The following is a 17,081-nucleotide window of genomic DNA, read 5'->3' on the forward strand; positions in this document are numbered from 1 at the left end:
CATGGACGACCTGGTGGTCGTCGGGGCCGGTCCCTACGGTCTGTCCGTAGCCGCACACGCGGCGGCCCACGGCCTTGACCTGCGGACCTTCGGCCGCTCGATGGAGTCCTGGCACGCGATGCCCTCGGGCATGTTCCTGAAGTCGGAGCCGTGGGCCTCCCACCTCTCCGACCCCCGGGGGGCGTACGGACTCGACGCGTACGCGGAGACGCGGGGCGTGCGCGCCGAGCACGGCGTCCCCCTGCCGGTCGACTTCTTCGCCGCGTACGGCGACTGGTTCGCCCGGCAGACCGTCCCCGGCCTCGACTCGCGGCTGATCGCCTCGGTCGCGCCCGCCGCCGAGGGCTTCGAGCTGCGGACGGAGGACGGGGAGACACTGCGGGCGCGGACGGTGGCGCTCGCGGTCGGCGTCCTGCCGTTCATGGAGATCCCGGGCCCGCTGCGGGGTCTGCCCCGCCGGTACGTGACGCACTCCAGCCACCACGGCGAACTCGACCGCTTCGCCGGGCAGGACGTGACCGTCGTCGGCGCCGGGCAGGCCGCCCTGGAGACGGCCGCGCTCCTCGTCGAGCGGGGCGCCGCGACCGTACGGATCGTCGCCCGCGCGGACCGGCTGAACTGGAACACCCTTCCCCCGGCGCTCGACCGGGGCCTGTGGCCGTCGGTGCGCGCCCCGCACACGGGTCTCGGCTGCGGCTGGCACAACAAGCTGTACGCGGACACGCCGGGCATCTTCCGGCGGCTGCCGGCCACGACCCGCGAGCGGATCTTCGACTCGGCGCTCGGCCCGGCGGGCGCCTGGTGGCTGCGGGAGCGGTTCGCGGCGGTCGGGGACGTACGGCTCGGGCAGCGGATCACCCACGCGACGGTGACCGGGGACGAGCGGCTGCGCCTGGAGGTGACGGGCCCCGAGGGGCCTTCGGTCCTGGAGACGGACCACGTCGTGGCGGCCACCGGCTTCACGCCGAGCCTGGAGCGGGCCGAGGTGCTCGACCCGGTGCTGCGCGGGGCGCTGCGGACGGTCGGCACGGTCGGCGCGCCGGAGGTCGGCGGCCTCTTCGAGTCCTCGTGGCCGGGCCTCTTCCTCGCCGGGCTGCTCACGGCGCCTTCGTACGGGCCGTCGATGCGGTTCGTGTTCGGCGCCGAGTACACGGCGGGCAGGCTGGTGAAGGGCGTACGGCAGCGGCTGCGCGCGGGTGCGCGGGGCGGGGCCGTGGGGCGGCCGCGGTCGGGCGAGCGGGCGGCGGCCGTCCGGGCATGACGAAGGGCCGGTCCCGGAGAGCGTCCACCCTCCGGGACCGGCCCCCTGTCACCTGCGCGCCCGGTGGACGCGGGCGCGGCGGGTGTCAGGCGTTGATGCAGGTGTTGCCGAAGGCGGGGTTCAGCGCACCGATGACGTTGATGCTGTTGCCGCAGACGTTGACCGGGATGTGGATCGGGACCTGGACGACGTTGCCCGACAGGACGCCCGGCGAACCGATGGCCGCGCCGTGCGCGTCCGCGTCCGCGAAGGCGGGCGAGGCCGCACCCATGGCCATGACGATTCCGGCGACGACGGCCGCGACCTTCTTACAGTTCATTTTGCCTGGATCCTTTCCTCGGCGGAAGATCGTCCTCCGCTGCACACCAGCACAACGAACACGCCACGGAAAAGAAACCGGGAATTCCGCGAGGGATCACCATTCACCCGAATGCTCACCACGCGAATGCTCACAACACAGGGCCGGAGGAAGGGAATTCCTCCGGCCCTGGTGCGAGTGCGGCGGTTCAGCTGTTGAAGGCGCCGTTCCCGGAGAGGACCGGGATGTCCTCCACGATGTGCGACAGCGGACCGTCACCCTTGGCCTGGGTGGAGTTCTCCGCGCACTGCTGGTTCTGCGGGGAGGACAGGACGTTGATGTCCTGGGCGGTGATCGGGATGGCGCCGATCAGCGAACCGAGGTTGCCCTTGACGGGAACACCGAGGCAGAGCTTGTTCAGGGAGCCCTGGACGGCCGAGAACTGCGGGCTCATGTGACCCTTGGTCTTCGAGTTGCCGAAGGACTGGGACGCGTGGTTGCCGCTGAACGAGGTGGTGCCGCCGTCGTCGGCGATGGCGAGCGCCGGAGAGGCCGCGGCGGCGGAAGCGCCGACAACAGAGGCCGTGACGGCAGCGGCCGCCATAATCTTCTTGATCACGGTGATTCCGTTCCTGTTCCCACCAATCGACCTGATTGATGCGACGGGATCAACTGCGTGGCAGGGGTTTGGTTCCGGCGCTTCACTCGTTCGACTGGAGGCCCGTTTCGCGCTGCCGCGCACGCTCGGCCAAGGGAGTGACAGGGCGGAACCCCGAGGTCCGGGGGCAGTTGATCAGGGAGCTCCCTGCACGGAGCCGGTTCTAGAAGGGAACTCCCGTGATCAAGAAGGTCATGGCCACCGCGGCCGCAGCCGCCTCCATCGTCGGCGTCTCCGCCGCGGCGGCGACCCCGGCGCTCGCCATCGCCAACGACGGCGGCACCACCTCCAAGAGCGGCAACCACGCTCACCAGGAGTACGGCAACTCCTACACGTACGGCAACATGAGCCCGCAGTTCGCGCTGGTCCAGGGCTCGCTGAACAAGCCGTGCGTCGGCCTGCCGGCCAAGCTCAACGCCGGTTCGCTGATCGGCCTCATCCCGATCACGGTCCAGGACGTCAACGTCCTGTCCTCCCCGCAGAACCAGCAGTGCGTCGAGAACTCCACCCAGGCCAAGGGTGACGAGCCGCTGTCGCACATCCTGGACGACATCCCGGTTCTGTCGGGCAACGGCGTCGGCAACAACTGACGTTCCCCTTCCCTCCGGGAAGCATGAAAGGGGCCGCCTGCCAGGCGGCCCCTTTCCGTTGTCTGCGCCGTTCCGTTGTCCGTGCGGTTCCGTTATCTGTACGGCCAGACGGGAGTGGACATCAGGCGTTCCCACTCGCGGTCGGGCATTCCCGGGACCGTGCGGCCCGCCTGCACCCACTGGGTCACCAACGAGGAATAGACGGGGAACGGCGTGCGGTCGACGGGGGTGGGATCGCTTACGTATCGGCTCTTCGGAATGAAGGCCATCCGCTCCCATTTTCCGGGATCCGGCGTCATCTCGGCTCCTTCCGCTGCGATTCACGCATCATTACACAGGCGCCGCAGGAGAGTGATTCGTTCCGCCCATGTCGCGTCGTGCGGCTTCGCGCCGGAGGAGCGGAATTAGCGTGCGGCCATGAATGCCCCGCGCCTGAAGCTGAAGCGGCCCCGGCGACTGCTGCTCGCGCCGGCGGCGCTCGCCGCGCTCACCGCCCTCGTGCCCGGCGCCCTCGCCGCCGCCCCGGCCGAACTCCCCGCACCGGAGAAGGGACTGAACATCCTCCTGGTCGGGCTCGACACCCGGAAGGGCGTCACCGAGGAGGAGAAGGAACGTTTCCGGCTCGGCGGGCAGGCGTGCGACTGCACGGACGTGATGATGCTCGTCCACGTCTCGGCGGCGAACGACCGCGTCGACGTCGTGGCCCTGCCCCGCGACTCGCTCACCGAGTTCCCCGCCGAGCACCGCGACCGGCGGACCGGGAAGCTGCACGCCCCGCACCCCGCGAAGATCAACAGCGCCTGGGCGGAGGGCGGTTCTTCGTACGCGGTGGAGACCGTCGAGACGATGACCGGACTGTCCGTCGACCGCTACCTGGAGATCGACTTCCGGCGGTTCATGGACACCGTCGACCGCGTCGAGGACGGGGTGCCCATCTGCACGGAGGTCCCGCTCAAGGACCCGTCCACCGGGCTCGACCTGGCGGCGGGGGCCACCAGGCGGGTCGGGGGCGGCGAGGGGCTCCAGTACGTCCGCTCGCGGAAGGCGGACGGGCAGATGGACTTCGGCCGGATCCAGAAGCAGCAGAAGTTCGTCATGAACACCCTCCAGCGCCTCCACGACGGCCCCTTCGACGACCCCGAGTGGCTGGTGGCGTTCGCCGCGAGCCTGCGCGGGACGGCGGAGGCCGAGCGCGGGATCTCGCCGGAGGAGCTCCTCGAACTCGCCGACCGGCTGCGGGAGCTGCCGCCGGAGCGGATGGAGTTCGCGACCGTTCCCGTCGTGGGCTTCAACCCGACCATCGCGGGGGTCGGCTCCACCCTCGCCTGGGACGAGGAGGGGGCCGCCGAGGTCTTCCTGCGGCTGCGCGAGGACCGGCCGCTGCCCAGGGCCTCCGAGGTCGCGCCCAGCACCATCGCCGTGGGCGCGTACAAGCCGGCGAAGGGTTCTTCGCTCATCTGCCCGTAGGCCGTCCGGTGGACTTCCCGGAACTTCCGCACCGTTGACCAGTTGATCAGTGCGGCTCGGCACTCAGCGGGCCAGTATCCGAAAGGCCTTATCTCATGAAGAAGCTGTTGGCTACGGCTGCTGTGGCTGCGTCGGTCCTCGGCGCGACGGCGGCGGGTGCCGGGCAGGCGCTCGCGATCGCCGACGACGGTGGCACCACCTCGTTCAGCGGCAACGGCGCCCACCAGGAGTTCGGCAACTCCGCCACCCACGGCGACATGAGCCCGCAGTTCGCGCTCGTCCAGGGCTCCCTGAACAAGCCGTGTGTCGGCCTCCCGGCCAAGGTCAACGCCGGTTCGCTGATCGGCCTCATCCCGATCACGGTCCAGGACATCAACGTCCTGTCCTCCCCGCAGAACCAGCAGTGCACCGAGAACTCCACCCAGGCCAAGGGTGACGAGCCGCTGTCGCACATCCTCAGCGACATCCCCGTGCTGTCCGGCAACGGCGCCGGCAACAGCTGAGCAACGCCGCTCGGCTACGGTGCGGCCCCGCCATCCCTCCGACGAGGGGCGGCGGGGCCGTACCCGTTCTAGACCGTGCCGAGCTTCCCGGCCAGGGCCGCCGGCTCGGTGACCGGGGCCTCGCACACGAAGTGACGGCAGACGTACGCGGCGGCCCCGCCCGCGACGAGCGGCCGGTCCGCGAGGAGCGGGAACTCCCCGCCGCCGGGAGCGCCCCAGGCGAGGACGGCGCCGGGGGCGGTGGCCCCCAGGGCCGTACGGCGCAGCTCGCGGAAGGCCTCGTCGTCGGGTGAACCGACGACGGCGACCTCGCGGGGGCCGTCGAGGAGGGCCTCGGCGACCGCGAGGCCCCAGCCGATGAAGCGGGGGGCGCGGGGGCCGAGGGCCTTGACCACGCCGAGGGCACCCTCGGCGGCGGTGCGGTGGGCCTCGGAGCCGGTGTGGGCCGCGTACGAGAGCAGTGCTCCGGCGGCGGCGGTCCAGCCGGAGGGGGTGGCGTTGTCCGTGGGGTCCTGCGGGCGCCGGATGAGGGTCTCGGCGTCGTGGGCCGTGTCGTACAGCGCCCCGCCCTCGGCCGTGAAGCGGTCGAGGACGATGTCCAGGAGGAAGCCGGCGAACTCGAGCCAGGCGCCCTCGCCGGTGACGGCGGCGAGGGCGAGGAAGCCCTCGGCGACGTCGGCGTAGTCCTCCAGGACCCCCGCGTTGGTGCCGGCCCGGCCGTCCTTGGACGTACGGGACAGGCGGGCGGTCTCGTCCATGTGCACCCGGACGAGCAGGTCGGCGGCCTCGGTGGCGCGCTCGACGAGGTCGGGGCGGTCGAGGAGCGCTCCGGTCTCGGCGAGGGCGGCGATGGCCAGGCCGTTCCAGGCGGCGACGACCTTGTCGTCGCGGCCGGGGCGCTCGCGCTCCTCGCGGGCGGCGAGGAGGCGGGCGGCGATCGAGGCGATCCGCTCGGCGTCGGCCACGCCGCCGCTCTGCGGGAGCTGGAGAACGGAACTGCCGTGCTCGAAGGTGCCGTCCTCGGTGACGCCGTAGTGGGCGGCGGCGAGGGCGGCGTCCTCGGGGCCGAGGACGGCCGTCAGCTGCTCGGGCGTCCAGGCGTAGTAGGCGCCCTCGACGTGCTTGCCCGTGCCGTCGTCACTGTCCGCGTCGAGCGCGGACGCGAAGCCGCCCTCGGGGGTGCGCAGTTCGCGGACCATGAAGTCGGCGGTCTCCAGGGCGACCCGGCGGGCGAGGTCGCTGCCGGTGGCCCGCCAGAGGTGCGCGTACACCCGGCACAGCAGGGCGTTGTCGTAGAGCATCTTCTCGAAGTGGGGCACGACCCACTCCCGGTCGACGGCGTAGCGGGCGAAGCCGCCGCCGAGCTGGTCGTAGATGCCGCCGCGGGCCATGGCCTCGCAGGTGTCGGCGGCCATCTGGAGGGCGCCCTCGGCTCCCGTACGGGCGTGGTGGCGGAGCAGGAACTCCAGGACCATCGACGGCGGGAACTTGGGCGCCCCGCCGAAGCCGCCGCGGGTGGCGTCGTACTCCCGGACGAGCCCGAGGAGCGCCTGCGCGAGCTCCTCCTCACCGGGCGTGCCGTCGCCGCCGTACGCGAGGGAGCGCCCGGCGAGGTCCTTCACGATCCGCTCGGCCACCTCGGCGACCTCCTCACGCCGCCCGGCCCAGGCGTCCCGGACGCCTTCGAGGACGTCGGGGAAGGAGGGCATGCCGTGGCGGGGCTCCGGCGGGAAGTACGTGCCGAAGTAGAAGGGGGCGGCGTCCGGGGTGAGGAAGACGGTCATGGGCCAGCCGCCCTGCCCGGTCGCCGCCTGCACGGCCTCCATGTAGACCGCGTCGACGTCGGGCCGCTCCTCGCGGTCGACCTTGACGGCGACGAAGTGCTCGTTGACCAGGGCGGCGACGGCCTCGTCCTCGAAGGACTCGTGGGCCATCACGTGACACCAGTGGCAGCTCGAATAGCCGACGCTCAGCAGGACGGGGACGTCGCGGCGCCTGGCCTCCTCGAAGGCCTCGGCGGACCAGGGCCACCAGTCGACCGGGTTGTCGGCGTGCTGCAGGAGGTACGGGGAGGTCTCGTGGGCCAGTCGGTTCGCCATGGGGACCATCCTGCCGCAGACGGCCCGTGACCGGGTGGGTACGGGCCGTCGCGGGTGTGGTCCCGGCTACTTGGTGGAGGAGGAGGTGACCGGGGAGTCCGTCGCCGCCGGGTCGGGGGCCTCCTCGAAGGAGACCCTGCCCATGTGGCGGTTCATCGACTTCATCAGGAACCAGACCGCGAGGGCCAGGACCGCGAAGACGACGAAGCCGAGGACGCCGGGGGTCACCTTGTTCTTGTCCAGCTCTTCGGCGGCGAAGGGGACAAGCTGGGTCAGTGCCAGGTGTGCGCTCATGTCATGCATTCTCGCGGATGCCCGCGAAGAGATCTTCCTCGGGGAGGGAGGTGGCGACGAGGGACTTGCTGAGCTCGTACTCCTCCGTCGGCCAGATCTCCCTCTGGATGTCCAGCGGGACCCGGAACCAGCCGCCGTCGGGGTCGATCTGCGTGGCGTGCGCGATCAGGGCCTTGTCGCGGATCTCGAAGAAGTCGCCGCAGGGGACGTAGGTGGTCAGCGTCCGCTCCTTGCGCTGGAACTCCTTCCAGCGCTCCAGCCACTCGCCGTAGGGGGACTCCATGCCGCGGGCGATGAGCGCCTCGTGGAGGGCGACCGTGCGGGGGCGGTTGAAGCCCTGGTTGTAGTAGAGCTTCTGGGGCTCCCAGACCGGGCCGAACTCGGCCTCGGGGTACTTCTCGGCGTCGGTCGCGCCCTCGAAGGCCACCATCGTGATCTTGTGGGTCATGATGTGGTCGGGGTGCGGGTAGCCGCCGTTCTCGTCGTAGGTCGTGATGACCTGCGGACGGAAGGAGCGGATCTTGCGGACCAGGGCACCGGCCGCCGTGTCCACGTCCTCCAGGGCGAAGCAGCCCTCCGGGAGCGGGGGCAGCGGGTCGCCCTCGGGCAGGCCCGAGTCGACGAAGCCCAGCCATTCCTGGGAGACGCCGAGGATCTCGCGGGCCTCGTCCATCTCCTTGCGGCGCACCTCGTGGATGTTCGCCTCGATGTAGGGGTCACCCTGAAGCCGGGGGTTGAGGACCGAGCCACGCTCGCCGCCCGTGCACGTCACCACCATGACGTCCACCCCCTCGGACACGTACTTGGCCATCGTGGCCGCACCCTTGCTCGACTCGTCGTCGGGGTGGGCGTGCACGGCCATCAGTCGCAGCTGGTCAGTCAAGACTCGATCCTCAGTGATTCGACGCGGAGGGTGGTCTCTATAGTGACGGAATCGGGGGAGGGAAAATTCCGCCACCCCCGGCTTCGAGAGGAACCACCATGGACGCGGTGCGCGAGCAGCTGCCCGAGGGGCGTTACGGACGCTCCGCGGACGAGCGGGCCGACCGCAAGCTCCGGATCGTCGGAGCCGTTCTGGGGGTCGTGGGGCTGTGCCTCATGGGCTGGTTCGGCTGGTACTACGTGGTCGACAACAAGATCAGCGCCGAGATGATCAAGTTCGACGTGGTGAGCGCCAGTGAGGTGCAGGTGCACCTGGAGATCCGCAAGGACGAGGGGCTCAAGGGCGTCTGCACGCTCCGCTCGCGCGCCGAGGACGGCACCGAGGTCGCTCGCAAGGATGTGCGGATCGACGATCCCGCCGCCCGTGTCGACAGCGTCTTCTCGCTGCGGACCACCGCCCGTGCGACGAGCGCCGAGCTCGTGGGGTGTACGGCCTCGTAGCGGTGGGTAGGGAGCCGGTGACGAGTCCTGGCGGGTCACCGGTGTGACCTGGGGAGACGCCATCTTGATGGTTTATGTCCTCCCGCTTTCCGCCACTCATTGTTAGGCTCGTGGTTTCGCCCACCCGGAGAGCACCCGCTGTCCGTGTAGGGCGATGCTTTGTATTCCCAGTACCTACGAGGAGCACCTGTGACCCAGACCAGCGACAACGTCACCTGGCTCACCCAGGAGGCGTACAACAAGCTCAAGGACGAGCTTGAGTACCTGTCTGGTCCCGCGCGTACCGAGATCGCGACGAAGATCGCCGCCGCGCGCGAAGAGGGCGACCTGCGCGAGAACGGCGGGTACCACGCGGCCAAGGAGGAGCAGGGCAAGCAGGAGCTCCGCGTCCGCCAGCTCACCCAGCTGCTCCAGCACGCCAAGGTCGGCGAGGCGCCGGCCGACGACGGCGTCGTGGAGCCCGGCATGGTCGTCACCATCGCCTTCGACGGCGACGAGAACGACACGATGACCTTCCTGCTCGCCTCCCGCGAGTACGCGAGCGACGACATCGAGACGTACTCGCCGCAGTCGCCGCTCGGCGTCGGCGTCAACGGCAAGAAGGCCGGTGACGACGCGGAGTACGAGCTGCCGAACGGCAAGAAGGCCTCCGTGAAGATCCTCAGCGCCAAGCCGTACACCGGCTGAGTCGATCCCCGCGCGCACACGAAGGGCCGGATCCCGGGAGAACCCGGGATCCGGCCCTTCGGCGTTCCTACAGCGTCGCCGAGCGGTACTTGCGGACCGACAGCGTCCGGAAGACCACGATGATCAGGGCCGACCAGAGGATCGACGCCCACACCGAGTGCTGCATCGGCCACGCGTCCGACTGCACCACGCCCGGGTTGCCGAACAGCTCGCGGCAGGCCTGGACGGTCGCGCTGAACGGGTTCCACTCGGCGATCGGGCGGAGCCAGTCGGCCATCATGCTCGGGTCGACGAAGGCGTTCGACACGAACGTCACCGGGAAGAGCCAGATCAGACCGCCCGAGGTCGCCGCCTCCGGGGTGCGGACCGAGAGGCCGATGAGCGCGCCGATCCAGGAGAACGCGTACCCGAGGAGCAGCAGCAGGCCGAAGGCGGCGAGGGCCTTCGGGAAGCCGTTGTTGATGCGCCAGCCGACCATGAGGCCGACGGCCGCGAGGACGACGAGGGTCAGGGCCGTCTGGACGAGGTCGGCGAGGGTGCGGCCGGTGAGGACCGCGCCGCGGGCCATCGGCAGCGAGCGGAACCGGTCGACGAGGCCCTTGCTCATGTCGTCGGCGATGCCCGCGCCCGCGCCGGCCGTGGCGAAGGTGACCGTCTGGGCGAAGATGCCCGCCATCAGGAAGTTCCGGTAGACGACCGGGTCCGTGTTCCCGCCGACGCTCATCGAGCCGCCGAAGACGAAGCTGAAGAGGATCACGAACATCACGGGCTGGATGAGCCCGAAGATGACCATCTCCGGGATGCGGCTCATCCGGATCAGGTTGCGCTGGGTGACGACCAGGGAGTCGTTGATCGACTGGGCGATGCCGCCGCGCGGTTTCGGCACGGCCTTCACGGAATCCGTGAGGGTGGTCATGCGGCCCTCTCCTTCCCGTTGTCCGCCGCCTCCTCTTCCTCGCGGTCGGCCGCGTGGCCCGTCAGGGAGATGAAGACGTCGTCGAGGGTGGGGCGGCGCAGGCCGATGTCGTCGATCTCGACGCCGACGGCGTCCAGGTCGCGGATGACCTCGGCGAGCAGCTTCGCGCCGCCGGTGACGGGGACGATGAGCTTGCGGGTGTGGTGCTCGACCGAGACCTCGCCGTGGCCGTAGCGGTCGAGGACCTCGCGGGCTCCGGTGATCATCTCCGGTTCGTGGACGACGACCTCGACGCGTTCGCCGCCGGTCTGGGCCTTGAGCTGGTCGGAGGTGCCGCGCGCGATGACCCTGCCGCGGTCGACGACGCAGATGTCGTGGGCGAGGTGGTCGGCCTCCTCCAGGTACTGGGTGGTGAGGAGCAGGGTCGTGCCGCCCGCGACGAGTTCCTTGATGACGTCCCACAGGCCCTGGCGGTTGCGGGGGTCGAGGCCGGTCGTCGGTTCGTCCATGAACATGACCGGCGGGGCGACGACCAGGGCCGCCGCGAGGTCGAGGCGGCGGCGCATGCCGCCGGAGTACGTCTTCGCCGGGCGGTCGGCGGCGTCGGCGAGGTGGAACCGGTCGAGGAGCTCGCCCGCCCGCTCCTTCGCCGCCTTGGACTTCATCTGGTAGAGCCGGCCGACCATCTGGAGGTTCTCGCGGCCGGTGAGGTACTCGTCGACGGCGGCGAACTGGCCGGAGAGGCCGATCGAACGGCGCACCTCGTTGGGGTGCTTGAGCACGTCGATCCCGGCGACGACGGCGGTTCCGCTGTCGGGCCGGAGGAGCGTCGTGAGCACGCGCACGGTGGTCGTCTTGCCCGCGCCGTTCGGGCCGAGCAGGCCCAGGACCGTCCCTTCCGGGACGTCGAGGTCGACGCCGTCCAGAGCTCGTACGTCGCCGAAGGTCTTCACCAGACCTTCGGCGTGGATCGCGCCTGGCATGGTCATACTCCTTGGGCAATATGAGTGCTTACGGGGTATTCCAGACGATCCTAGGCCGTACGGGGTGCCCTCGCCCTTCGGCGGTTCAGCCGAGGACCGTGTACCCGGCGTCCTTCAGCGCCTCCTCCACCTCGCGGCAGTGCTGCGGGCCCTTCGTCTCCAGATGGAGCTCGACCTCCGCCTCGGTCAGGCCGAGCCGCGGGTCCGTCCGCACGTGGCTGACGTCCAGGACGTTCGCGTCGACCACGGTGAGCACCGCGAGCAGGGTCGCGAGGGCGCCCGGGCGGTCCGTGACGCGGAGCCGCAGGCTCAGGTAGCGGCCGCCCGCGGACATGCCGTGCCGCAGGATGCGCTGGAGGAGGAGCGGGTCGACGTTGCCGCCCGACAGGAGCGCCACCACGGGCCCCCGGAAGGCGTCCGGGTCGGCGAGGAGCGCGGCCACCGGGCTCGCGCCGGCCGGTTCGACGACGAGCTTCGCCCGCTCCAGGCAGAGCAGCAGCGCCGAGGACAGGTCGTCCTCCGTGACGGTGCGGACCTCGTCCACGTACTCCTGGACGAGCCGGAACGGTACGTCCCCGGGCCGGCCCACCTTGATCCCGTCCGCCATCGTCACCGGCGACTCGACGACGACGGGGTGACCGGCGGCCAGGGAGGGCGGGTAGGCGGCCGCGCCCTCGGCCTGCACGCCGATCACCTTCACGTCGGGGCGCAGCGACTTCACCGCGAGCCCGACGCCGGCCGCGAGGCCGCCGCCGCCGATGCCCACGACGATCGTCCGGACCTCGGGGCACTGCTCCAGGATCTCCAGGCCGACCGTGCCCTGTCCGGCGATGATGTCGGGGTGGTCGAAGGGGTGGATGAAGACCGCGCCGGTCCTCATCGCGTACTCCTCCGCCGCCGCGAGGGTCTCGTCGACGACGTGGCCGTGCAGCCGGACGTCGGCGCCGTACTCCCGGGTCGCCGCGACCTTCGGCAGCGGGGCGCCGACCGGCATGAAGACCGTCGCGTGCACGCCGAGGAGGCGCGAGGCGAGCGCGACGCCCTGGGCGTGGTTGCCCGCGGACGCGGCGACGACCCCGGCCGCCCGCTCCTCGGGCCGCAGGCCGGCGATGCGGACGTACGCGCCGCGCAGCTTGAAGGAGCCGGTCCGCTGGAGGTTCTCGCACTTGAGGTGGACGGGCGAGCCGAGCAGGGACGAGAGGTGCCGGCTGCCCTCCATCGCGGTCACCCGGGCGACCCCGGACAGCATCTTCTGCGCCCCGCGCACGTCGTCCAGCATCAGCCGGTGCAAGGGGTCTGGCGTACGGAAGCTCATGACAGCAAGTCTCGCAGCTCACCGCCCTCGTGGCCGCCCGGCGGCCGGCTGTTCCCGACGTCTCGGAACTGGTTTGCGCAGCCCCGGTACGGACCCCCATTCGGCCGCGTACTCTGTCCCCCACCGAACGACCACCCCCACACGAGAGTGACCAATAGCCATGCCCACAACTCAGGACATGACGACTGATCTCGACCCCGGTCTCCTCGACGCCCTCCAGCACCAGGTGGCCGTCTTCGCCCGCCGGGCCGAGCAGACCCGTCTCGCCGGCACGGGCCAGCTCCGCAACTCCATGGACCGGGCCGCCTATCTGCTGCTCAACCGGCTCGACCAGGAGGGCCCGATGGGCGTCAAGGCGCTCGCCGCGGGCATGGGGATCGACTCGTCGACCGTGACCCGGCAGGTCGCCCCGCTCGTCGACACCGGCCTCGTCAAGCGGACCTCGCACCCGGAGGACGGGCGCGCGGTCGTGCTCCAGCTGTCCCCGCGCGGTCTCGCGCGCCTCGAAGAGGTCCGCTCCTCGCGGCGCGCGCTGATGGTCGAGGTCACGGAGGGCTGGACGCCGGACGAGCGCGAGTCCTTCTGCACGCTGCTCACGCGCTTCAACACCGCACTGTCCGAACGGCAGTCGGGGAGCGCGGGGCAGGCGCCCGCGGGCACGGTCACGGCTTCCTGAGCGAGGTCCTGACAGATGTCTTGACCCCGGCCTCCCGCTGCCCTCCCATGAGGGCATGGGCGTTGCGAGGGGCATCGGTGAACGGGCGCATGCCGTCAGGGAGTTCGAGGCGTTCGTCGCCGGGGCCTCGGGGCGGCTGCTGCACGCGGCGACCCTGCTGACCGCCGAGCCCCGCACCCGCAACCCCCGGGCCAGGGCCCTGCTGACGGCCGCGCTCGCGCACACGTACGCGGTGTGGTCGCGGCTGCGGCACGAGGACCCGTACGAGCTCACGCGGCGCGACCTCGCCGTCCGCTTCGCCCGCGCCGGCTGGCGGTACCGGCGCGGCGACGGACAGGGGCCGTTGGCCGCGCTGACCCCGCAGGAGCGGCTCGTCGTCGTGCTGCGGCTGTACGAGGGCGTGGCCGAGGAGCAGGTCGCGGCACTGCTCGGGCTGCCCGAGGAGCGGGTCAGGGCGGTGTGCGCGCGGTCCGTCGCGGCGCTGCGGGCCGCTGCCGCCGCCGGACGGCGGGAGGTCGCGGCGTGACCCGTCACGAGGACAAGGAGGCGGCCGTCCGGCGGCTGCTCGACACCCCGCACCCGCCGGTCCCCGCCGACCTCTCCGTACGGGCGCTGGAGCGCGGGGCGCGGCTCGCCCGGCGGGACCGGGTGGTGCGGCGGGTGCTGTGGACGCTGTTCGTCCTCGCGGCGGCGTTCGTGGTGTGGGCGTCGGCGGCGCGGCCCTGGGAGGCCCTGCCGATGGAGACGACGCCGCCGTTCGAAGGGGTGTGAGGCGCCTCGTGCGGGCGCAGCTCGTACGGGCGCCTCACCCCCCGTACCCGCGACTAGCCCAGCGCCTCGCGCAGGTCCGCGAGGAGGTCGTCGACGTTCTCGATGCCGACGGAGAGGCGGACCAGGTCGGCCGGGACCTCCAGGGCGGAGCCGGCGACGCTCGCGTGCGTCATGCGGCCCGGGTGCTCGATGAGGGACTCGACGCCGCCGAGGGACTCGCCGAGCGTGAAGAGCGTCGCGCGGTTGCAGACCTCGACCGCCGCCTCCTCGCCGCCCTCGACGCGGAAGGAGATCATGCCGCCGAAGGACCGCATCTGCTTGGCCGCGACCTCGTGGCCCGGGTGCTCGGGCAGGCCCGGGTAGAGGACCTGGGTGACCTTCGGGTGCTGGACGAGCATCTCGACGATCTTCGCCGCGTTCTCGCTGTGGCGGTCCATGCGCACCGCGAGCGTCTTGATGCCGCGCAGCACGATCCACGAGTCGAAGGGACCGGCGACCGCGCCCATCGCGTTCTGGTGGTAGGCGAGTTCCTCGCCGAGTGCCTCGTCGGCCGCCACGAGGGCGCCGCCGACGACGTCCGAGTGGCCGCCCATGTACTTGGTGAGCGAGTGCACGACGACGTCCGCGCCGAGCGCCAGCGGCTGCTGGAGGTAGGGCGAGGCGAAGGTGTTGTCGACGACGAGCTTCACGCCGGCCTGGCGGGCGACGCCCGCGACGGCCTCGATGTCGGTGATGTTGAGGAGCGGGTTCGAGGGGGTCTCGACCCAGATCAGCTTCGTGCGGTCGTTGACGGCGGCGCGCACCGACTCGATGTCCGAGGTGTTCGCGACGGAGAAGTCGACGCCCCAGCGCTCGACGACCTTGGCGAAGAGCCGGAAGGTGCCGCCGTAGGCGTCGTCCGGGATGACGACGTGGTCGCCGGGCTTGAGGAGCGTGCGCAGCAGGCAGTCCTCGGCGGCCAGGCCGGAGGCGAAGGCGAGGCCGCGCCGGCCGCCCTCCAGGGCCGCGAGGTTCTCCTCAAGCGCCGTACGGGTGGGGTTGGCGCTGCGGCTGTACTCGTAACCGCCGCGCAGCCCGCCCACACCGTCCTGCTTGTAGGTGGACACCTGGTAGATGGGCGGGACGACCGCGCCGGTCAGCGGGTCGGCGGTGTTGCCCGCGTGGATCGCGCGGGTCTCGAAACTCTGGTGGGAGTGCTGGTCGCTCATGGGTCAGGAGCGTAGTCCTGACCGCGATCCCCCGCCGTGCATGTCTCACTCAGTGTTCCGGACGGTCCTGGACAATGGACACATGGAAATTCTCTTGATCCTTCTCGCGCTGGTGCTGCTGCTCAGCATCCTCGCCCCCTACCTGCGACGTCGTCGTGGTGTCGGCGGGATCCGGCAGGTCGCGCCGGGGGCGCCGGACGCGGCGGACCCGGAGGCGTACGGCTTCGTGCGCCAGGAGGACCAGGACGTACGGCTGCCGGGGGCGGACGACGAGCTGCTGCACGTGCTCGACGTCGTCCAGGCGACGCAGGACTGGCGGGCGGCCTCGCGGCTGCTCGCGGAGACGGGGAAGGACGGCGAGGTGCGCTGGCAGCGCGTCCAGGCCTTCGCGGGCGCGGCCTCCCTGGAGCTCCAGGAGCGGCCGGGCGTCGGCGGGGCGTGGCTGCGGGCCTGGCGCGCGGACTCCCCGAAGGACGCGGGGGGCGCGGCGGTGCACGCCGAGTTCCTGGCGCAGCAGGCCTTCCGGACCGCGCAGGTGGGGACGGACGAGTTCCGGATCATCCTGGAGGAGGCGCGGAAGGTCGCCGAGGAGGCGGCCCTGCTGGCGCCCGGCGACCCCGTCCCGTACATCACGCGGCTCGCCGTGGCGCGCGGGCTCGGCTACGGGCACGAGCAGTTCGACCAGGTGTGGGCGCAGGTCATCGACCGGGCCCCGCAGCACATGGGGGCGCACCTGGCGGCCCTGCGCTACTGGTGCGAGGCCTGGCACGGTTCGCGCGAGGAGGCCGACCACTTCGCGACGACGGCCGCCGCGCGCGCCCCGCAGGGCTCGCTGCTCGCGGCGCTGCCGCTGTTCGCGGTGTACGAGCACGTGCCGGACCTCGTGATCGTGCGGGACTTCTTCCGTACGGCGGTGGTGTCGAAGGCGATGGAGGGCGCGCTGTACGCGGTGCACTCGGCGCGGCCCGACGACCCGATGCTCGCGCACGTGCGGCACCTGCTGGTGTGGTTCCTGGTGCGCGGGGAGCGCTGGGCCGAGGCGATGCACCAGATCGTGAAGGTGGACGGGCACGTCGGCGCGGTGCCGTGGACGCTGAGCGCGGACCCGGCGGCGGAGTACACGGTCTTCCGGAACCTGGCGGTGGCCGGGTACGAGGCGAACGGCGGGAGCCCGGCGACGCTGCCGCGCTGAGTCGTGCCCGCGGGTCGGGGCCGGAGGGGAATCCCCACCGGCCCCTTCGCGTTGTGACGACTGCCGTTAGGACTGCCGTTGGTCAAGGCGCCGCCGAGGAGAGATGCCGCATGTTCCTGTCCCGAACCCCCGTCCTCCCCACCCCCGAGGAGGCCCTGCGCGGCCGCCCCGCGCCGGAGTTCCCCGTCCCCGACCGCCACACCGTCCTCGGCAACCCGCTCGTCGGCCCCTACCCGGAGGGCCTGGAGGTCGCCGACTTCGGCCTGGGCTGTTTCTGGGGCGCCGAGCGCAAGTTCTGGCAGACCGAGGGCGTCTGGACGACGCTCGTCGGCTACCAGGGCGGCTACACGCCGAACCCGGCGTACGAGGAGGTGTGCTCCGGCCTGACGGGCCACACCGAGGCCGTCCGGGTCGTCTTCGACCCGGCGAAGGTCTCGTACGAGACGCTGCTCAAGCTCTTCTGGGAGTCCCACGACCCGACCCAGGGCTTCCGCCAGGGCAACGACGTCGGCACCCAGTACCGCTCGGCGGTCTACACCCACTCCCCCGCCCAGGCGGAGGCCGCCGAGGCCTCCCGCGCGGCCTACCAGAAGGTCCTGGCGGGCTCGGGCTACGGCGAGATCACCACGACCGTCCTGCCGGCGGACGACTCCCGCCCGTTCTACCCGGCGGAGCCGTACCACCAGCAGTACCTGGACAAGAACCCCGCCGGATACTGCGGGATCGGCGGGACGGGCGTCTCGTGCCCGATCGGGGTCGCGAAGGCGGAGTAGCCGCTGG

The 17,081-nt window shown here is 71.5% G+C and carries 20 protein-coding genes; 11 read left to right on the forward strand and 9 right to left on the reverse strand.

Translation table 11 applies throughout. The annotated features are described in order from the left end of the window. The first annotated feature begins 1 nt into the window (after window position 1). Window positions 2-1,261 (forward strand): FAD-dependent oxidoreductase, encoded by a 1,260-nt coding sequence (locus tag ACFC0Z_RS26350; RefSeq protein WP_376443125.1) that lies wholly within the window; start codon window positions 2-4, stop codon window positions 1,259-1,261. Between the two features lie 85 nt (window positions 1,262-1,346). Here ACFC0Z_RS26350 and ACFC0Z_RS26355 read toward each other — a convergent pair whose 3' ends face one another. Together ACFC0Z_RS26355 and ACFC0Z_RS26360 are read right to left on the reverse strand one after the other, a co-directional pair. Continuing rightward, window positions 1,347-1,580, reverse strand: coding sequence for a chaplin (locus ACFC0Z_RS26355; RefSeq protein ID WP_376442633.1), 234 nt, complete (start codon window positions 1,578-1,580; stop codon window positions 1,347-1,349). 187 nt (window positions 1,581-1,767) lie between these two features. Beyond that, window positions 1,768-2,178, reverse strand: a complete 411-nt coding sequence (locus tag ACFC0Z_RS26360; RefSeq protein WP_376442635.1) for a rodlin — start codon at window positions 2,176-2,178, stop codon at window positions 1,768-1,770. Window positions 2,179-2,396: 218 nt separating this feature from the next. On the opposite strand from ACFC0Z_RS26360, the gene ACFC0Z_RS26365 reads away from it, so the two are divergent. The 3 genes from ACFC0Z_RS26365 to ACFC0Z_RS26375 all read left to right on the forward strand — a co-directional run bounded on the left by ACFC0Z_RS26365 (window position 2,397) and on the right by ACFC0Z_RS26375 (window position 4,777). Continuing rightward, on the forward strand, window positions 2,397-2,807 hold the full coding sequence (locus tag ACFC0Z_RS26365) for a rodlin (protein ID WP_376442638.1): 411 nt from the start codon (window positions 2,397-2,399) through the stop codon (window positions 2,805-2,807). 417 nt (window positions 2,808-3,224) lie between these two features. Beyond that, window positions 3,225-4,274 carry an LCP family protein gene (locus ACFC0Z_RS26370; RefSeq protein ID WP_376442640.1) on the forward strand — a complete coding sequence of 350 codons (1,050 nt, stop codon included), beginning with the start codon at window positions 3,225-3,227 and terminating at the stop codon, window positions 4,272-4,274. Between the two features lie 95 nt (window positions 4,275-4,369). Continuing rightward, entirely contained in the window at window positions 4,370-4,777 is a 408-nt protein-coding gene (locus ACFC0Z_RS26375) for a rodlin (protein ID WP_376442643.1), read from the forward strand. Window positions 4,778-4,845: 68 nt separating this feature from the next. Here the strand turns inward: ACFC0Z_RS26375 and ACFC0Z_RS26380 are convergent, their stop codons facing one another. The 3 genes from ACFC0Z_RS26380 to mca all read right to left on the reverse strand — a co-directional run bounded on the left by ACFC0Z_RS26380 (window position 4,846) and on the right by mca (window position 8,053). Then, window positions 4,846-6,876 carry a thioredoxin domain-containing protein gene (locus tag ACFC0Z_RS26380; protein ID WP_376442646.1) on the reverse strand — a complete coding sequence of 677 codons (2,031 nt, stop codon included), beginning with the start codon at window positions 6,874-6,876 and terminating at the stop codon, window positions 4,846-4,848. A gap of 66 nt (window positions 6,877-6,942) precedes the next feature. Then, complete coding sequence (locus ACFC0Z_RS26385) at window positions 6,943-7,170, reverse strand: hypothetical protein (RefSeq protein WP_376442649.1); 228 nt, start codon at window positions 7,168-7,170, stop codon at window positions 6,943-6,945. 1 nt (window position 7,171) lies between these two features. Then, window positions 7,172-8,053: a mycothiol conjugate amidase Mca gene (gene mca / locus ACFC0Z_RS26390; protein WP_376442651.1), complete on the reverse strand. Its 882-nt coding sequence runs from the start codon at window positions 8,051-8,053 to the stop codon at window positions 7,172-7,174. A 98-nt stretch (window positions 8,054-8,151) separates the two neighbouring features. On the opposite strand from mca, the gene ACFC0Z_RS26395 reads away from it, so the two are divergent. Together ACFC0Z_RS26395 and greA are read left to right on the forward strand one after the other, a co-directional pair. Beyond that, complete coding sequence (locus ACFC0Z_RS26395; protein ID WP_376442653.1) at window positions 8,152-8,553, forward strand: DUF4307 domain-containing protein; 402 nt, start codon at window positions 8,152-8,154, stop codon at window positions 8,551-8,553. 189 nt (window positions 8,554-8,742) lie between these two features. Next, window positions 8,743-9,240 carry a transcription elongation factor GreA gene (greA, locus tag ACFC0Z_RS26400; RefSeq protein ID WP_376442656.1) on the forward strand — a complete coding sequence of 166 codons (498 nt, stop codon included), beginning with the start codon at window positions 8,743-8,745 and terminating at the stop codon, window positions 9,238-9,240. Window positions 9,241-9,307: 67 nt separating this feature from the next. Here greA and ACFC0Z_RS26405 read toward each other — a convergent pair whose 3' ends face one another. From ACFC0Z_RS26405 to ilvA, 3 genes are all read right to left on the reverse strand, one after another. Continuing rightward, window positions 9,308-10,156 (reverse strand): ABC transporter permease, encoded by an 849-nt coding sequence (locus ACFC0Z_RS26405; protein WP_376442658.1) that lies wholly within the window; start codon window positions 10,154-10,156, stop codon window positions 9,308-9,310. After that, window positions 10,153-11,139 (reverse strand): ATP-binding cassette domain-containing protein, encoded by a 987-nt coding sequence (locus ACFC0Z_RS26410; RefSeq protein ID WP_376442661.1) that lies wholly within the window; start codon window positions 11,137-11,139, stop codon window positions 10,153-10,155. Before ACFC0Z_RS26410 ends, ACFC0Z_RS26405 begins: the two co-directional genes overlap by 4 nt. An 85-nt stretch (window positions 11,140-11,224) precedes the next feature. Next, the gene (ilvA, locus tag ACFC0Z_RS26415; protein ID WP_376442663.1) at window positions 11,225-12,454 is read right to left on the reverse strand and encodes a threonine ammonia-lyase; all 1,230 of its coding nucleotides are present in this window, start codon (window positions 12,452-12,454) and stop codon (window positions 11,225-11,227) included. 160 nt (window positions 12,455-12,614) lie between these two features. Here ilvA and ACFC0Z_RS26420 point away from each other — a divergent pair, with 160 nt between their 5' ends. The 3 genes from ACFC0Z_RS26420 to ACFC0Z_RS26430 are packed head-to-tail and all read left to right on the forward strand — an operon-like array spanning window position 12,615 to window position 13,901. Beyond that, window positions 12,615-13,130: a MarR family winged helix-turn-helix transcriptional regulator gene (locus ACFC0Z_RS26420; RefSeq protein WP_376442665.1), complete on the forward strand. Its 516-nt coding sequence runs from the start codon at window positions 12,615-12,617 to the stop codon at window positions 13,128-13,130. Between the two features lie 55 nt (window positions 13,131-13,185). Continuing rightward, the gene (locus tag ACFC0Z_RS26425) at window positions 13,186-13,656 is read left to right on the forward strand and encodes a sigma factor-like helix-turn-helix DNA-binding protein (RefSeq protein ID WP_376442668.1); all 471 of its coding nucleotides are present in this window, start codon (window positions 13,186-13,188) and stop codon (window positions 13,654-13,656) included. After that, complete coding sequence (locus ACFC0Z_RS26430) at window positions 13,653-13,901, forward strand: hypothetical protein (RefSeq protein WP_376442671.1); 249 nt, start codon at window positions 13,653-13,655, stop codon at window positions 13,899-13,901. Before ACFC0Z_RS26425 ends, ACFC0Z_RS26430 begins: the two co-directional genes overlap by 4 nt. Window positions 13,902-13,954: 53 nt before the next feature. Here ACFC0Z_RS26430 and ACFC0Z_RS26435 read toward each other — a convergent pair whose 3' ends face one another. Further along, window positions 13,955-15,109, reverse strand: a complete 1,155-nt coding sequence (locus ACFC0Z_RS26435) for a cystathionine gamma-synthase (protein ID WP_376442673.1) — start codon at window positions 15,107-15,109, stop codon at window positions 13,955-13,957. Window positions 15,110-15,191: 82 nt separating this feature from the next. On the opposite strand from ACFC0Z_RS26435, the gene ACFC0Z_RS26440 reads away from it, so the two are divergent. Continuing rightward, window positions 15,192-16,301: a hypothetical protein gene (locus ACFC0Z_RS26440; RefSeq protein ID WP_376442676.1), complete on the forward strand. Its 1,110-nt coding sequence runs from the start codon at window positions 15,192-15,194 to the stop codon at window positions 16,299-16,301. A 110-nt stretch (window positions 16,302-16,411) separates the two neighbouring features. Continuing rightward, the gene (gene msrA, locus ACFC0Z_RS26445; protein WP_376442679.1) at window positions 16,412-17,074 is read left to right on the forward strand and encodes a peptide-methionine (S)-S-oxide reductase MsrA; all 663 of its coding nucleotides are present in this window, start codon (window positions 16,412-16,414) and stop codon (window positions 17,072-17,074) included. The last annotated feature ends 7 nt before the right edge of the window (window positions 17,075-17,081 follow it).

Source organism: Streptomyces sp. NPDC056144 (assembly GCF_042264145.1).
GTDB lineage: Bacteria > Actinomycetota > Actinomycetes > Streptomycetales > Streptomycetaceae > Streptomyces.

What these genes read in the sequence shown, in the direction of transcription:
- ACFC0Z_RS26440 (WP_376442676.1), top strand. Translation starts at nt 15,192, where the DNA reads ATGGAAATTCTCTTGATCCTTCTCGCGCTGGTGCTGCTGCTCAGCATC.
- ACFC0Z_RS26405 (WP_376442658.1), bottom strand. Translation starts at nt 10,156, where the DNA reads ATGACCACCCTCACGGATTCCGTGAAGGCCGTGCCGAAACCGCGCGGC.
- ACFC0Z_RS26350 (WP_376443125.1), top strand. Translation starts at nt 2, where the DNA reads ATGGACGACCTGGTGGTCGTCGGGGCCGGTCCCTACGGTCTGTCCGTA.
- ACFC0Z_RS26370 (WP_376442640.1), top strand. Translation starts at nt 3,225, where the DNA reads ATGAATGCCCCGCGCCTGAAGCTGAAGCGGCCCCGGCGACTGCTGCTC.
- ACFC0Z_RS26420 (WP_376442665.1), top strand. Translation starts at nt 12,615, where the DNA reads ATGCCCACAACTCAGGACATGACGACTGATCTCGACCCCGGTCTCCTC.
- ACFC0Z_RS26375 (WP_376442643.1), top strand. Translation starts at nt 4,370, where the DNA reads ATGAAGAAGCTGTTGGCTACGGCTGCTGTGGCTGCGTCGGTCCTCGGC.
- ACFC0Z_RS26395 (WP_376442653.1), top strand. Translation starts at nt 8,152, where the DNA reads ATGGACGCGGTGCGCGAGCAGCTGCCCGAGGGGCGTTACGGACGCTCC.
- ilvA (WP_376442663.1), bottom strand. Translation starts at nt 12,454, where the DNA reads ATGAGCTTCCGTACGCCAGACCCCTTGCACCGGCTGATGCTGGACGAC.
- ACFC0Z_RS26385 (WP_376442649.1), bottom strand. Translation starts at nt 7,170, where the DNA reads ATGAGCGCACACCTGGCACTGACCCAGCTTGTCCCCTTCGCCGCCGAA.
- ACFC0Z_RS26380 (WP_376442646.1), bottom strand. Translation starts at nt 6,876, where the DNA reads ATGGCGAACCGACTGGCCCACGAGACCTCCCCGTACCTCCTGCAGCAC.
- msrA (WP_376442679.1), top strand. Translation starts at nt 16,412, where the DNA reads ATGTTCCTGTCCCGAACCCCCGTCCTCCCCACCCCCGAGGAGGCCCTG.
- ACFC0Z_RS26410 (WP_376442661.1), bottom strand. Translation starts at nt 11,139, where the DNA reads ATGCCAGGCGCGATCCACGCCGAAGGTCTGGTGAAGACCTTCGGCGAC.
- ACFC0Z_RS26355 (WP_376442633.1), bottom strand. Translation starts at nt 1,580, where the DNA reads ATGAACTGTAAGAAGGTCGCGGCCGTCGTCGCCGGAATCGTCATGGCC.
- ACFC0Z_RS26425 (WP_376442668.1), top strand. Translation starts at nt 13,186, where the DNA reads ATGGGCGTTGCGAGGGGCATCGGTGAACGGGCGCATGCCGTCAGGGAG.
- ACFC0Z_RS26435 (WP_376442673.1), bottom strand. Translation starts at nt 15,109, where the DNA reads ATGAGCGACCAGCACTCCCACCAGAGTTTCGAGACCCGCGCGATCCAC.